General features: G+C 70.5%; 15 protein-coding genes. 14 read left to right on the top strand and 1 reads right to left on the bottom strand.

Annotated features, from left to right (window positions below; translation table 11 throughout):
• Nucleotides 1-8: 8 nt before the first annotated feature.
• From V4Y04_RS06305 to prcA, 3 genes are all read left to right on the top strand, one after another.
• Complete coding sequence (locus tag V4Y04_RS06305) at nt 9-584, top strand: endonuclease VII domain-containing protein (protein WP_332432726.1); 576 nt, start codon at nt 9-11, stop codon at nt 582-584.
• On the top strand, nt 536-1,381 hold the full coding sequence (gene prcB, locus V4Y04_RS06300; protein ID WP_332426299.1) for a proteasome subunit beta: 846 nt from the start codon (nt 536-538) through the stop codon (nt 1,379-1,381). Before V4Y04_RS06305 ends, prcB begins: the two co-directional genes overlap by 49 nt.
• 75 nt (nt 1,382-1,456) lie before the next feature.
• Nucleotides 1,457-2,260, top strand: coding sequence for a proteasome subunit alpha (gene prcA, locus V4Y04_RS06295; RefSeq protein ID WP_332426298.1), 804 nt, complete (start codon nt 1,457-1,459; stop codon nt 2,258-2,260).
• Between the two features lie 91 nt (nt 2,261-2,351).
• Here prcA and V4Y04_RS06290 read toward each other — a convergent pair whose 3' ends face one another.
• Nucleotides 2,352-3,368, bottom strand: coding sequence for a LacI family DNA-binding transcriptional regulator (locus tag V4Y04_RS06290; protein WP_332426297.1), 1,017 nt, complete (start codon nt 3,366-3,368; stop codon nt 2,352-2,354).
• 130 nt (nt 3,369-3,498) lie between these two features.
• Between V4Y04_RS06290 and V4Y04_RS06285 the strand changes: the two genes are divergently transcribed.
• The 11 genes from V4Y04_RS06285 (at nt 3,499) to V4Y04_RS06235 (ending at nt 13,017) form a co-directional block, all read left to right on the top strand.
• A complete protein-coding gene (locus V4Y04_RS06285) occupies nt 3,499-4,758 on the top strand; it encodes an MFS transporter (RefSeq protein ID WP_332426296.1) in 1,260 nt (419 codons plus the stop codon).
• Nucleotides 4,759-4,767: 9 nt separating this feature from the next.
• Nucleotides 4,768-6,129 carry a Pup--protein ligase gene (gene pafA / locus V4Y04_RS06280; RefSeq protein WP_332426295.1) on the top strand — a complete coding sequence of 454 codons (1,362 nt, stop codon included), beginning with the start codon at nt 4,768-4,770 and terminating at the stop codon, nt 6,127-6,129.
• Between the two features lie 135 nt (nt 6,130-6,264).
• Complete coding sequence (locus V4Y04_RS06275; RefSeq protein ID WP_332426294.1) at nt 6,265-7,266, top strand: FKBP-type peptidyl-prolyl cis-trans isomerase; 1,002 nt, start codon at nt 6,265-6,267, stop codon at nt 7,264-7,266.
• 60 nt (nt 7,267-7,326) lie between these two features.
• On the top strand, nt 7,327-7,698 hold the full coding sequence (locus tag V4Y04_RS06270; protein WP_332426293.1) for an FKBP-type peptidyl-prolyl cis-trans isomerase: 372 nt from the start codon (nt 7,327-7,329) through the stop codon (nt 7,696-7,698).
• 170 nt (nt 7,699-7,868) lie between these two features.
• Nucleotides 7,869-8,822, top strand: a complete 954-nt coding sequence (locus V4Y04_RS06265; RefSeq protein WP_332426292.1) for a helix-turn-helix transcriptional regulator — start codon at nt 7,869-7,871, stop codon at nt 8,820-8,822.
• 41 nt (nt 8,823-8,863) lie between these two features.
• The gene (locus tag V4Y04_RS06260) at nt 8,864-9,835 is read left to right on the top strand and encodes a helix-turn-helix transcriptional regulator (protein WP_443079957.1); all 972 of its coding nucleotides are present in this window, start codon (nt 8,864-8,866) and stop codon (nt 9,833-9,835) included.
• Between the two features lie 61 nt (nt 9,836-9,896).
• Nucleotides 9,897-10,190, top strand: coding sequence for a hypothetical protein (locus tag V4Y04_RS06255; RefSeq protein ID WP_332426290.1), 294 nt, complete (start codon nt 9,897-9,899; stop codon nt 10,188-10,190).
• A 172-nt stretch (nt 10,191-10,362) separates the two neighbouring features.
• The gene (locus V4Y04_RS06250) at nt 10,363-10,557 is read left to right on the top strand and encodes a hypothetical protein (RefSeq protein ID WP_055695726.1); all 195 of its coding nucleotides are present in this window, start codon (nt 10,363-10,365) and stop codon (nt 10,555-10,557) included.
• A 250-nt stretch (nt 10,558-10,807) separates the two neighbouring features.
• Nucleotides 10,808-11,095 (top strand): Sec-independent protein translocase subunit TatA, encoded by a 288-nt coding sequence (tatA, locus tag V4Y04_RS06245; RefSeq protein WP_332426289.1) that lies wholly within the window; start codon nt 10,808-10,810, stop codon nt 11,093-11,095.
• 50 nt (nt 11,096-11,145) lie between these two features.
• Nucleotides 11,146-12,096, top strand: a complete 951-nt coding sequence (tatC, locus tag V4Y04_RS06240; RefSeq protein ID WP_332426288.1) for a twin-arginine translocase subunit TatC — start codon at nt 11,146-11,148, stop codon at nt 12,094-12,096.
• A gap of 30 nt (nt 12,097-12,126) precedes the next feature.
• Nucleotides 12,127-13,017 carry a diacylglycerol kinase gene (locus V4Y04_RS06235; RefSeq protein ID WP_332426287.1) on the top strand — a complete coding sequence of 297 codons (891 nt, stop codon included), beginning with the start codon at nt 12,127-12,129 and terminating at the stop codon, nt 13,015-13,017.
• Nucleotides 13,018-13,087: the final 70 nt, after the last annotated feature.

Here is a 13,087-nt window from a genome sequence, read left to right as displayed (position 1 = left end):
AAGGCGACCTGAAGCGCTGCTCGCGGTGTAAACAACACAAGCCGCGGGCAGCGTTCGCGCGGAACAGGGCAATCCGGGATGGCTTGCAGGTCTATTGCCGGGAGTGCGCGGCCGCATACCACCAAGAGCGGCAGTTGGCCAAGGGACGAAGGGTCAGGCCGAGAGTCGAGGTGCCCGAGGGGCACAAGTACTGCTGGACGTGCGGTGAGGTCAAACCGCACAGTGAATGGACGCGAAATCGCACAGCGTCGGACGGCCTGGCGACGCTGTGCAAGTCCTGCAAGGCGCTGAAGGGACGCGCGGGCCACCTGAAGCGTCAGTATGGCATCACGGAAGCCGAGCGGGACCAGATGGTCGCCTCGCAGATGGGGCTCTGCGTGATTTGTTTGCGCGCCCCCGCCGTTCATGTGGATCACTGCCACAGGACGGGTAAGGTCCGTGGCGTACTGTGCTTCAACTGTAATTCGGCCATCGGCAAGTTGGGAGACGATCCCGACGCTGTTCGTCGGGCTGCCGCCTACCTGGAAGGAACCTCGTGGAAGCCAACACTCGTAGCACCGGGCGTCTACCGGCTGCCTTCCTGACTCCCGGGTCGTCGTCCTTCATGGACTTCCTGTCGGAGCATCAGCCGGAGATGCTCCCGGGGAAGCGGCAACTGCCGCCTGTTCAGGGCGTGATCGAGGCGCCGCACGGGACCACGATCGTCGCCGTGAGCTTCCCCGGCGGTGTCGTGCTCGCCGGTGACCGCCGGGCCACCATGGGCAATGTCATCGCCCAGCGGGACATCGAGAAGGTGTTCCCCGCGGACGAGTACTCGGCGGTGGGCATCGCCGGTACGGCGGGGCTCGCCGTGGAGATGGTGAAGCTGTTCCAGCTGGAGCTGGAGCACTTCGAGAAGGTCGAGGGCGCGCAGCTGTCCCTGGAGGGCAAGGCGAACCGGCTGTCGACCATGATCCGGTCCAACCTCGGGATGGCGATGCAGGGGCTGGCCGTGGTCCCGCTGTTCGCGGGGTACGACGTGGACCGGGAGAAGGGGCGGATCTTCTCCTACGACGTCACGGGCGGGCGTTCGGAGGAGCAGGGGTACGCGGCCACCGGCTCCGGGTCGGTCTTCGCGCGCAGTGCCATGAAGAAGCTCTTCCGGGGTGATCTGAGCGAGTCCGAGGCGACCACCCTGGTGGTGCAGGCCCTGTACGACGCCGCGGACGACGATTCGGCGACCGGCGGTCCCGATGTCGCCCGCCGGATCTACCCGATCGTCACGGTGATCACCGAGGACGGCTTCCGCCGGCTCACCGAGGACGAGGCGGCCGGGATCGCCCGGGCGGTGCTGGAGCGGCGGCTGGAGCAGCCGGACGGTCCGCGTGCCGCGCTGCTGTAGGGCACGGGGTTCGTCGGTGACGGTCCTTCATCCAGCCTCCATCCAGTGACCTCGACAGAAAGGGACGGTTGATCCGTGTCGACGCCGTTCTATGTCTCACCCCAGCAGGCGATGGCCGACCGGGCGGAATACGCCCGTAAAGGGATCGCGCGCGGCCGCAGTCTGGTCGTGCTGCAGTATGCCGACGGCATCGTGTTCGTCGGCGAGAACCCGTCCCGTGCGCTGCACAAGTTCAGCGAGATCTACGACCGGATCGGTTTCGCCGCCGCCGGTAAGTACAACGAGTACGAGAATCTGCGGATCGGTGGTGTGCGCTACGCCGATCTGCGGGGTTACACCTACGACCGGGCCGACGTGACGGCCCGGGGCCTGGCGAACGTGTACGCGCAGACGCTGGGCACGATCTTCTCGAGTGCGGCGGAGAAGCCGTACGAGGTGGAGCTGGTGGTGGCCGAGGTCGGCGAGACCCCGGAGGGCGACCAGATCTACCGGCTGCCGCACGACGGTTCCATCGTCGACGAGCACGGCTCGGTGGCGGTGGGGGGCAACGCGGAGCAGATCGGCGGTTATCTGGACCAGCGGCACCGGGACGGCATGACGCTGGCCGAGGCGCTGGCGCTGGCGGTGCAGTCGCTGTCGCGGGACACCAACGGCAGTGAGCGGGAGATTCCCGCGGAGCGGCTGGAGGTGGCTGTGCTGGACCGTACGCGGCCGCAGCAGCGGAAGTTCAAGCGGATCACCGGCCGGCAGCTGGCGCGGCTGCTGGAGGTCGGCGGTGCGGAGACGGCGTCCGAGGCGGAGGCCGACGTGGAGGCGGAGGACGAGGCCTCAGGCGCGTCCGGGGGTCCGTCCGAGGGCACGCCGGGGGGCAAGGAGTAGCACCGGCCGGCATCCGTCTTGTCCGGGTGGGCCCGTGCGGCCCGGTGGGGGTGTGCGTCCGCGGTGCGGGCGGGCGCCCCCGCCGGGCTTTTCATGGGTGCGGTGCGGGCGGGGCCGTCGATTCCCGGATCACCAGGTGGACGGGGATGTCGACGGCGTCGGGGGTGCGGTGGTCGAGGACCGCGAGGAGGGCCTGCATGCCGCGTTCACCGAAGAGTTCCGCGTCGAGGCGGACGGTGGTGAGTTCCGGGTCGAGGGCCGTGGCCAGGGCCAGGTCGTCGAGGCCGGTGACGGAGAGGTCGTCGGGGATGCGCAGGCCGAGCCGGCGGGCCGCCTTGTAGGTGCCGGCGGCGAGCTGGTCGTCGTCGCAGACGACGGCGGTGGGGCGGCCGGGGGTTGCCAGGGCGGCGTGGGCGGCGGTGACGGCGCCCTGGATGGAGATGGGTGACCGGGCGGTGCGCAGGGTCGTGCCGGGGACCGTGGCCAGCTGGGCCGCCAGTTCGCGGGCGCGTACCTCGAAGGTCCAGGAGGGGACGTCCGCCGCCAGGTGGAGGACGTCGCGGTGGCCCAGGTCCAGGAGATGGCGGGCGATGTGGCGGATCCCGTCGGCGATGTCGAGGTTGACCGTCGCGGCGCCCAGGGTGCTTCCGGGGTCGCTGTCGAGCATGACCAGGGGGAGCTGGTCGCCGCGGATCGCGGTGAGGGCGTCCGCGGCCATGGAGGAGGCGATGACGCCGTCGAGGGCGGCCTGCCCGGAGGCGAAGGGGTTGCGGGCGGGGCCGATGCCTTCGGGGGAGGGGTAGAGAACGACGCCGAAGCCGTGCTGGGCGGCGACGCGCGCGGCTCCGGTGTAGACGCCGGCGAAGAACTCGGTGGTGAGGGCGGGGACGACCAGGAGCACTGTGCGGGTGTGGCCGAGGCGCAGGTTGCGGGCGGCCAGGTTCGGGCGGTAGCCGAGGGTGTGCGCCGCCTCGCGTACGCGTTGTGCCGTGGTTTCCGAGACGCGGCCACGCCATTTGTCGCCCATGACGAGGGAGACGGCGGCCTGGGAGACGCCGGCGGCCTGCGCGACGTCCCGGCTGGTGGGGCGGGTCTGGGCTCGGGCCACCGTGGGACCGCTCCTTCGACTGGACTCCGTCTGGACTGGTGAACAGCGGACATGGTACGTATGAAGAACGAGGTTATACGTACAACGTCGGGGTTCCGAGGAGCATCGGCGGGCGAGTGGAGGGTGCTGCATGGCCACGGGATACCTGGAGATCCTCCGGGTGCGGCACGCCGCCCGGCTGCTGGTGGGCACGCTGGTGGGCCGGCTGCCCAACGGGACCGCGGCCATCGCGATCGTGCTGTTCGTCCGCGCGGAGGGCGGTTCGTACAGTCTGGCCGGTGCCCTGGCGGCGGTGTACGGCGTGGCCAACGCGGTCGGGCAGCCGGTGCTGGGGCGGCTCGTGGACCTGCGGGGCCAGCCGCGGGTCCAGTTGCCCGCCGCGGTGCTGTCGGCGCTGGCGATGGCGGTCTTCGCGTTCGTGGGGACCGAACCGCGGGCCGCGGCGTACGCGGCGGTGGCCGCCGCGGGGCTGTTCACGCCGCCGTTGGAGGGCGGGCTGCGGGCCCTGTGGTCCTCGGTGCTGCACCGCGAGGACCAGGTGCACCGGGCGTACGCGATGGACGCGGTGGCGCAGGAGGTGATGTTCACCGTAGGGCCGCTGCTCGTCACGGTGTGCGCGTCGCTCTGGTCGCCCGCGGTAGCCCTGCTGGTGCTGAACGGGCTGGGGGTGCTGGGCGCGTTGTCCGTGGTGGTGTCGGCGCCTTCGCGCGCGTGGCGGTCGGCGCCGCGCGAGGCGCACTGGCTGGGGGCGCTGCGCTCGCCGGGGCTGCTGGCGCTGCTGGGTGCCTTCCTGTTCGTCGGTATCGCGCTGGGATCCATCACGGTGGCCTCGGTGCCCTATGGGGACGAACACGGCGGCGCTCACGTGTACGGCTGGCTGATGGCGGGCCTGGGGCTCGGCGCGCTCGTCGGCGGCATGGCGTACGGGGCGCGGCAGTGGGCGGGCGAGCCGGCGCGGCGACTGCAGGTGCTGGTGGCCTTCCTGGCGGTGTGTTACCTGCCGCTGACGCTGATGCCCGGGCCGGTGGCGATGACCCTGCTCGCGGTGGTCGCCGGTGTGTTCCTGGCCCCGGCGATCGCGTGTGCCTTCGTGCTGGTGGACCGGCACGCACCGGCCGGGACGGTCACGGAGGCGTTCTCGTGGCTGGTGACGACGTTCACCGTGGGCGCTTCGGTGGGGACGGGTCTGGCCGGGCCGGTGGTCGAGGCGAGCGGCGCGCAGGGGGGTTTCGCGATGCCGGCTGTCGCGGGTGGCGTGGCTTTTCTGGTTTTGATGTGCACCGGAAGGGTATTGGCGGTTCCCGCGGGCGGGGCCGTAGTTGCGGCCGGTTCGGAAAATGATCCGAACCGTGCCCTCGAACCCCGTTTGGGTTCAGGGGATCGGGCGTAATGTTCAGTCATGGACCGCCGCATTTTCGGGCTGGAGAACGAGTACGGCGTCACGTGCACGTTCAGGGGACAGCGCCGTCTGTCTCCTGACGAGGTGGCGCGGTACCTCTTCCGCCGTGTCGTGTCATGGGGCCGCAGCAGTAACGTCTTTCTGCGCAACGGCGCCCGCCTTTATCTCGACGTGGGTTCGCATCCGGAATACGCCACACCCGAATGCGACAACCTGACCGAGCTGGTCACCCACGACAAGGCTGGGGAGCGCATTCTCGAAGGACTCCTGGTGGACGCCGAACGACGCCTGCACGAGGAGGGAATCGCGGGCGACGTCTACCTGTTCAAGAACAACACCGACTCGGCGGGCAACTCGTACGGGTGTCACGAGAACTTTCTGGTGGCCCGGCACGGGGAGTTCTCGCGACTCGCGGACATCCTCATCCCGTTCCTGGTGACCCGCCAGCTGCTGTGCGGCGCCGGGAAGGTGCTGCAGACGCCGCGTGGCGCGGTGTACTGCGTCAGCCAGCGGGCCGAGCACATCTGGGAGGGCGTCTCCTCGGCGACGACCCGGTCCCGGCCGATCATCAACACGAGGGACGAACCGCACGCGGACGCCGAGCGGTACCGCCGGCTCCATGTCATCGTCGGCGACTCGAACATGTCCGAGACGACCATGCTGCTGAAGGTCGGTGCCACCGATCTGGTACTGCGCATGATCGAGGCGGGCACGGTGATGCGTGACCTCACGCTGGAGAACCCGATCCGGGCGATCCGTGAGGTGAGCCACGACATCACGGGCCGCCGCAAGGTCCGCCTGGCGAGCGGACGTGAGGCCTCCGCCCTGGAGGTGCAGCGCGAGTACTACGAGAAGGCGGTGGACTTCTGCGAGCGCCGTGGCATCCGCACCGGCACGGTCGAGCAGGTGCTCGAGCTGTGGGGCCGCACGCTGGACGCGATCGAGGCCGAGGACCTCGACCGCATCGGCACCGAGATCGACTGGGTGATGAAGTACAAGCTCATCGAGCGGTACCGGGCCAAGCACAACATGACCATGTCGCATCCGCGGGTCGCGCAGATAGACCTCGCCTACCACGACATCCACCGTCGTCGTGGTCTGTACTACCTGCTGGAGAAGAGGGGGCAGGCCGCCCGGATCTGCAACGACATGAAGATCTTCGAGGGCAAGTCCGTTCCGCCGCAGACCACCCGGGCGCGGCTGCGCGGTGACTTCATCCGCCGGGCGCAGGAGCAGCGGCGGGACTTCACCGTCGACTGGGTGCACCTCAAGCTCAACGACCAGGCGCAGCGGACGGTGCTGTGCAAGGACCCGTTCCGGTCGGTGGACGAGCGGGTGGAGAAACTGATCGCCGGTATGTGAGACGCGTTGTTCCTCGGTTCTCCCGAACCGAGGAACGCCACACGGGCGCCGTACGTTACTCAGTGCGGCGCCCTTCTCACGCCGTAGAGTTGCGCGGACGCCACCGACAAGATCGATGATTACGAGGCCCCCACCGTGCGCCGACGCTCACTTCTCATTGCCGTACCCGCTGGACTGGCCGCTCTCGCCGCGTGCGGCGACGGCGGGTCCGATTCGAGCAAGGCCAGCGAGAGCGCCTCGCCGTCCGCGCCGGACGCGTCGGCCGCGCCCCCGCCGAAGATCGTCGACGGCCCGCTGCCGGCGATCACCGAGGGGGTGAAGTTCGGTGAGAAGCCCACCGTGGCCAAGGGCAGCGGCGACCCGTCCAAGGACCTCGCGGTGAAGACCGTCATCGCGGGCGGTGGCAAGGCCATCGCGGAGAACGACTTCGTGGTGGCCCACTACCTGGGCCAGGTGTGGAGCACCGCGAAGGTGTTCGACAACTCCTACGACCGCAAGGCTCCGCTGGCGATCCAGCTGGCCCAGGGCAGCATCATCGACGGCTGGCGGTACGGGCTGACGGGGAAGAAGGCCGGCAGCCGGGTCCAGATGGCGATCCCGCCCACCTGGGGGTACGGCACGCAGGGCAATGAGCAGGCGGGCATCAAGGGCACCGACACCCTGGTGTTCGTGGTGGACGTGCAGGACACGTTCAACGCGAAGAGCTCTGCCGAGGGCCGCGAGGTCGCCCAGGACGACGTCGATCTGCCCAAGGTCGGCACGAACACGGACGGCAAGGCGCCCTCCATCGAGATGCCCGACGCGGACGCCCCGAAGAAGCTCGTGTCGAGCTACATCCTCGAGGGCGACGGCGAGGAGGTCGGCGCCGGCAACAGCGTGCTCGTGCAGTACAAGGGCGTGCTGTGGGACGGGGGCAAGGAGTTCGACTCGACGTACGGGCGGGGGCAGCTGACCTCGTTCTCGCTGCAGCAGGTCGTCAAGGGCTGGGCGCAGGGGCTGACCGGCAAGAAGGTCGGCAGCCGGGTCCTCATTGTCATTCCGCCGGAGCTGGGATACGGCGACACGCCGCCGGAGGGCAGCGACATCAAGAAGGACTCCACGCTGGTCTTCTCGGTCGACATCCTCGCGAAGTTGTGACCGCGTGTGATGTAAGACTGTGTCCGTTCGCCTTTCCGTAAACAAGCAGGAGCGTTAGACGTGAGCATCGACAAGCCCGAGATCGACTTCCCGGGCGGCGAGCCCCCGGCGGACCTCGAGATCAAGGACGTCTGGGAGGGCGACGGAGAGGTGGCGCAGGCGGGTCAGACCGTCACCGTCCACTACGTCGGTGTCGCCTTCAGCACGGGTGAGGAGTTCGACGCCAGCTGGAACCGCGGGACCCCCTTCCGCTTCCCGCTGGGCGGCGGCCGGGTCATCAAGGGCTGGGACCAGGGCGTGCAGGGCATGAAGGTCGGCGGCCGTCGCCAGCTGACCATCCCCGCGCACCTGGCCTACGGCAACCAGAGCCCGACTCCGGCGATCAAGCCCGGCGAGACGCTGATCTTCGTGGTCGACCTGCTCGAGGTCTGATCACTCGCCCGATCGCCGACCGGTCGCCCGTGCGGCATCGGGTCGGGTCACGACCGGAGTCGATCACCTGGGGTCCATGCCTGTCCGGGCATGGGCCCTCGGCTTTTGCCGCGCCACCACGGGGCGGTACGGTCATCGGACTGAGCAGCATGAGGAGGCGAAGGGCGTCGATGGCCATTGCCAAGGCCGAGCGGCTGATGAACCTGGCGCTGTGCCTGCTGGGCACGCGGCGGCCACTGAGCAAGCGTGAGCTCCGCGAGTCCGTCGAGGCCTATCTCGAGGCGGCCTCGGACGACGCCTTCAACCGTATGTTCGAGCGCGACAAGGACGATCTGCGCGAACTGGGGCTCGTCATCGAGACCGTGGAAAACCTCGACGGTGAGATCGGATACCTGGCCCGGCGCGACAGCAACCGCCTGCCTCCGATCACCCTCGACGCCGAGGAGGCAGCCGCACTGGGCCTCGCGGCCAAGGTGTGGCAGCAGGCCAGACTGGCCGGCGCGGCCAGCGGCGCCCTGCAGAAACTGCGCGCGGCGGGACTGCCCGAGGACGTCGATCCCTACGAGGCCCACAGCGCGCTCGAGCCGCGCATCCCCGTGCACGAGGCCGCCTTCGAACCGCTGATGCTGGCCTGCCGCGACCGCCGCCCCGTCGTCTTCGACTACCGCAAGGCCACCGCCGCGCAGCCCGAACCGCGCAACGTCGAGCCGTGGGCGCTGGAGTGCTGGCGCGGTCACTGGTACCTGGCGGGCTGGGACCGCGACCGGAGCGCCGAGCGGGTCTTCAGGCTGTCCAGGATCACCGGCAAGGTGCGCTCGCGCGGCACCCGGTACACCGCTCCGGTGCCGGATGTCGTCACGGTCCGCGAGACGGTCGCGAGCTGGGCGGGGGAGAGCGCCGACCGCACCGCGCGGATCCGGCTGCGCACCGACGCGGGGTACCCCCTTCGGGTGAAGGCCACTTCGGTGCGGGAACTCGGCGACGGCTGGGAAGAGTTGGAGATTCCGTACGGGCACGGCCTGGACGCCTGGCTGGTGGAGTTCGGAGCGGACGTGGTGGTCCTGGAGCCAGCCGAGCTGCGGGCCGACGTGGTGGACCGGCTGCGCGCCGTGGCCAAGGGCTGAGGGGGACGGACAGGAACGTGGCAGGCAAACCGGTCAGGCCAGTGAACGCCATCGACCAGACCCGCAGGATGCTCTCCCTGGTCACGTATCTGAGGGAGCGTCCGGGCGCCAGGATCGAGGACGTGGCGCGCGCCTTCGGTATCACCGAGGACGAGCTGGTCTCGGACCTCGACGTGCTGCCCATGTGCGGCACCAGTTTCCGCGGCGGCGACCTGCTGGACATCGACACCGACGGGGAGCGCATCTGGTGGCACAACCCGGCCGCGCTCGGGGCGGAGGCCGCCGAGCCGCTGCGGCTCGCCGCGGACGAGGCCACCGCCCTGCTCGTCGCCGCGCGCGCCGTGGCCACCCTGCCCGGACTGCGCGAGAGCGACCGGCAGGCGCTGCTGCGGGCCACCGCCAAGGTGGAGACCGCGGCCGGCGAGGCGGCGGGCGCCAGTGCCCGGCTGTCGGTGACCTTCGAGTCCGAGGGCGGTGTCTTCGCGGACGTCGACCGGGCCATCGCCGAGCGCCGCAGACTGTGGATCCGCTACTACTCGCCCGCCCGTGACGAGCTCACCGAGCGCGAGATCGACCCCATCCGCCTGGTCAGCGTCGGGCACACCTATGTGGAGGCCTGGTGCCGCCGCTCCGAGGCGCGCCGCACGTTCCGGCTCGACCGGGTCGCCGAGATCAGGATCCTCGACGAGCCGTCCGCGCCGCCCGAGGTCGAGCTGCGGGATCTGTCGGAGGGGCTGGTGCAGCCGGCGGCGGAGGATCCGGAGGTCGTGGTCGAGGTCGGGCCGGGCGGTCGCTGGGTCGCCGAGTACTACCCGCACGACAGCGCGGATGAGCTGCCCGACGGCGGGCTGCGTATCACCTTGCGGACACCCGACCCGGCGTCGCTGAAGCGGCTGGCGCTGCGGCTCGGGCAGGACGGCCGGATCGTCGCGCCGGACGACCTCGCGGACAGTGCCCGGCGGGCGGCCCGCGAGGCGCTGGCGGCGTACGACGGCGCCGGGACGGCCGGATGAGCGGGCCGCACACGGTGTGCGCGGTCCGGGGCGGGCAGGACGACAGGCAGGAGCGAGGACTGTGAGCGAGTCGGCGACCCCTGGGGTACGGGGCATCACGGTGGCGTCCGCGTTCTCCGGGATGAGAAGCGTGGCGCCGGTCGTGTTCCGGGCGGGCTGTCCGGACTGCCGGGGGCGTTTCGAGCTGGGCGCGAGCGCGCTGCGGCTGGTCATAGGCGCCAGCAGGCGTACCACCTTCTACTCGTTCACCTGCCCCGCGTGCGAGGCGGCGGTCCGCAAGCCGGCGGGGGAGCGGGTCGTCGAACTCCTCACCGGCGGCGGGGTCAGCACCCTGCGGCTGCACTCGACGGCGTAACGGCCCCTAGGCAGCCGGTGGCGGTCCCGCGTGACGGCCGGTAGTGGTCCTGTGCCGGCCGATGACGGCTGATGACGGCCGATGACGCCCGGCGGTGGTCCCGTGACGGCTGTGGCCCCCTTCTCGGGCGCCGGGCGTTCCGCACGGGCGGGGACCGTCTAGGCTCGCCCCTATGTTCTGGGCGATGTTCGCGGTTGCTGTGGGGTTCCTGGGGCTTGTGGTGCTCGGGGTGTTCGCCGTGCGGGTCTTCGTCGAGGCGGAGCGACTCGGCAGGCAGGTCACGGACTCGGCGCGGCGCATCAGCCGGGCCGCGGAGGACCTGGAGCGGGCGGCGGCCGGCGCGGCCCGCTCCGCGGAAGCGCTCTGACCGGATCCCGGACGGTCTTCGGGCCGTGTCTTCGGGCCGCACGCCCTGTCGAGTTGCCGACCCGGGCGGGTACGCTGCTGACCGCGGTTCGGAGAACGAGGCCCGGACCGCGGACGGGAGTACGCACGGGGATTGCCCTACGTTCACCCCTGAGAGTTACGATCGCTGGCAACGCGATCGTCGGACGGGTGTCCGAACACTCGGACAGGGCGGCACCCCACCCCAGCAGCCTCGGTGAGAAGGTAAAGAAATGTTCGGAAAGCTCGGAGCTCCCGAGATGATTCTCATCCTCGTCGTCATCATCCTGCTGTTCGGCGCGAAGAAACTTCCGGACATGGCGCGGTCGCTCGGCAAGTCCGCCCGCATCCTCAAGAGCGAGGCCAAGGCGATGAAGGAGGACAAGGACAAGTCCTCCGCCCCCGCCGACCCGCCGGCCCCCGGCGACGAGTCCGCGGCGCAGCGCACCATCCAGGCCGCCCCCGGCGACGTGAGCAGTTCCCGCCCGGTCACGGAGCCGACGGACACGACCAAGCGCTGACGCAGGGCCGGGGACGCTCTCCGGCCCGCCGCACGAGATGGGAATGTGGGTTGCCCAAGTCTGCCCGCAAGCAGGAGAGGGATCCCGAGGGCCGGATGCCCCTCGCGGAGCACCTTCGTGAGCTCCGCAACCGGCTCGCGAAAGCGCTGCTGGCCATCGTCCTGGTGACGATCGTCGCGGCCTTCTTCTACAACGACATCATCAACTTCTTCACCGACCCGGTGCTCAAGTCGGTCGGCTGCGGCTACTCCTTCGAGGAGCTCGCCGCCTCCCCCCGCGACGAGGGCCCCTGCGCGCAGATCACCATCAACGGCCTGATCACGCCGTTCACCCTGGCACTGAAGGTCTCGCTGATGGCCGGTGTCGTGCTGGCCTCGCCGGTCTGGCTGTACCAGCTGTGGTCGTTCATCGCCCCCGGCCTGCACCGGCACGAGAGGAAGTACGCCTACGCGTTCGTCGCCACGGGCTTCCCGCTCTTCCTCGGCGGCGCCTACTTCGCCTACCGGGTACTGCCGAAGACGGCGGAGGTGCTCATCGACTTCACGCCGGTCAACGTCGACAACCTGCTGCCGCTGGACGACCTGCTCGACCTCGTCACGCGCATGGTGATCGTCTTCGGGCTCTCCTTCGAGCTGCCGCTGCTGCTGATCATGCTCAACTTCACCGGAGCGCTGACCGGCAAGCGCATGCTCGGCTGGTGGCGCGGCATGATCATGGGCATCACGATCTTCGCGGCCCTGGCCACGCCGAGCACCGACCCGCTGACCATGATGGCCCTGGCCGGACCGATCTGGATCCTGTACTTCGGTGCCGTCGGCGTCTCCCTGCTCAACGACCGCCGCAGGCGCCGGCTGGAGGCCCTGGGCCCCGCCGACGACGAGGCCTCCGACCTCGACCTCACCCCCGAGGACATCGGCGAGGCCGAACCCGTGCCGGCCAGGCGGGCCCTGCCCGAGCAGGCGAGGACGGACCGGGTCAACGGTTATGACGACGTGACCTGAACACCGGGCCGAAGCTCGTAGGGTCACGGGGTGACCAGCGAGATCACCCTCTTCGTCAACCCCACCGCGGGACGCGGCCGGGGCGCCCGGGCGGCGCTCCCGGCCGCTTCCGCGTTGCGCGCTGCCGGTTTCTCGGTGCGGACCGTGCTCGGTGAGGACGCCGCGGACGCGCTCACCCGTGCGCGCGACGCCGTGGAGGAGGGCACCGGCGCCCTGGTCGCCGTCGGCGGCGACGGCATGGCGAACCTGGCTCTGCAGGCCGTCGTCGGCACCGGCACCCCGCTCGGCCTGATCGCCGCCGGCAGCGGCAACGACTTCGCCCGCTCGCTCGGCATGCCGCTGAGGCAACCGGCCGCCGCCGGCCGGATGATCGCCGACGCCCTCAAGTACGGGCGGGTGCGCGACATCGACCTCGGGCGGGTCGGCGACCGCTGGTTCGGTACCGTCCTCGCCTCCGGCTTCGACTCCCGGGTCAACGACCGCGGCAACCGGATGCGGCTGCCCGCCGGGCGCTTCAGGTACGACCTCGCCATGGTCGCCGAACTCGCGGCCCTGCGGCCGGTCCCGTACCGGATCACCCTCGACGACGGCGACGTGCGCGAGGTCGAGGCGACGCTGGTGGCCGTCGGCAACGGGGCGTCGTACGGCGGCGGCATGCGGATCTGCCCGGGTGCCGACCTCACCGACGGGCTGTTCGACGTCACGGTGGTCGGCGACTGCGGCCGGGCCACACTGCTGCGGGTCTTCCCCACCGTGTACCGCGGAACGCACGTCGACCGGCCCGAGGTGAGCGTGCTGCGGGCGTCGCGGGTGGAGCTGGCCGCCGAGGAGGTCACCGGGTACGCGGACGGGGAACCGCTCGGACCACTGCCGCTGACCGCGAGCTGTGTGCGCGGCGCGGTACGGGTCGTGGGCCCCTGAGCCGGGCGGAACCGACCCCGAGCCGGGCGGAACCAGCCCCTGAGCTGGGCGGACCAGGGGCCGGCGGGTA

The organism is Streptomyces sp. P9-A2 (assembly GCF_036634175.1).
Classification (GTDB): Bacteria; Actinomycetota; Actinomycetes; order Streptomycetales; family Streptomycetaceae; genus Streptomyces; species Streptomyces pratens.
Note: the sequence above shows the minus strand (reverse complement) of the source record. Positions and strands in the feature narration are given on the sequence as shown.

Coding starts and splice junctions, on each gene's coding strand:
- V4Y04_RS06250 (WP_055695726.1), top strand. CDS start 10,363: ATGTTCTGGGCGATGTTCGCGGTTGCTGTGGGGTTCCTGGGGCTTGTG.
- V4Y04_RS06265 (WP_332426292.1), top strand. CDS start 7,869: ATGGCCATTGCCAAGGCCGAGCGGCTGATGAACCTGGCGCTGTGCCTG.
- pafA (WP_332426295.1), top strand. CDS start 4,768: ATGGACCGCCGCATTTTCGGGCTGGAGAACGAGTACGGCGTCACGTGC.
- tatA (WP_332426289.1), top strand. CDS start 10,808: ATGTTCGGAAAGCTCGGAGCTCCCGAGATGATTCTCATCCTCGTCGTC.
- V4Y04_RS06285 (WP_332426296.1), top strand. CDS start 3,499: ATGGCCACGGGATACCTGGAGATCCTCCGGGTGCGGCACGCCGCCCGG.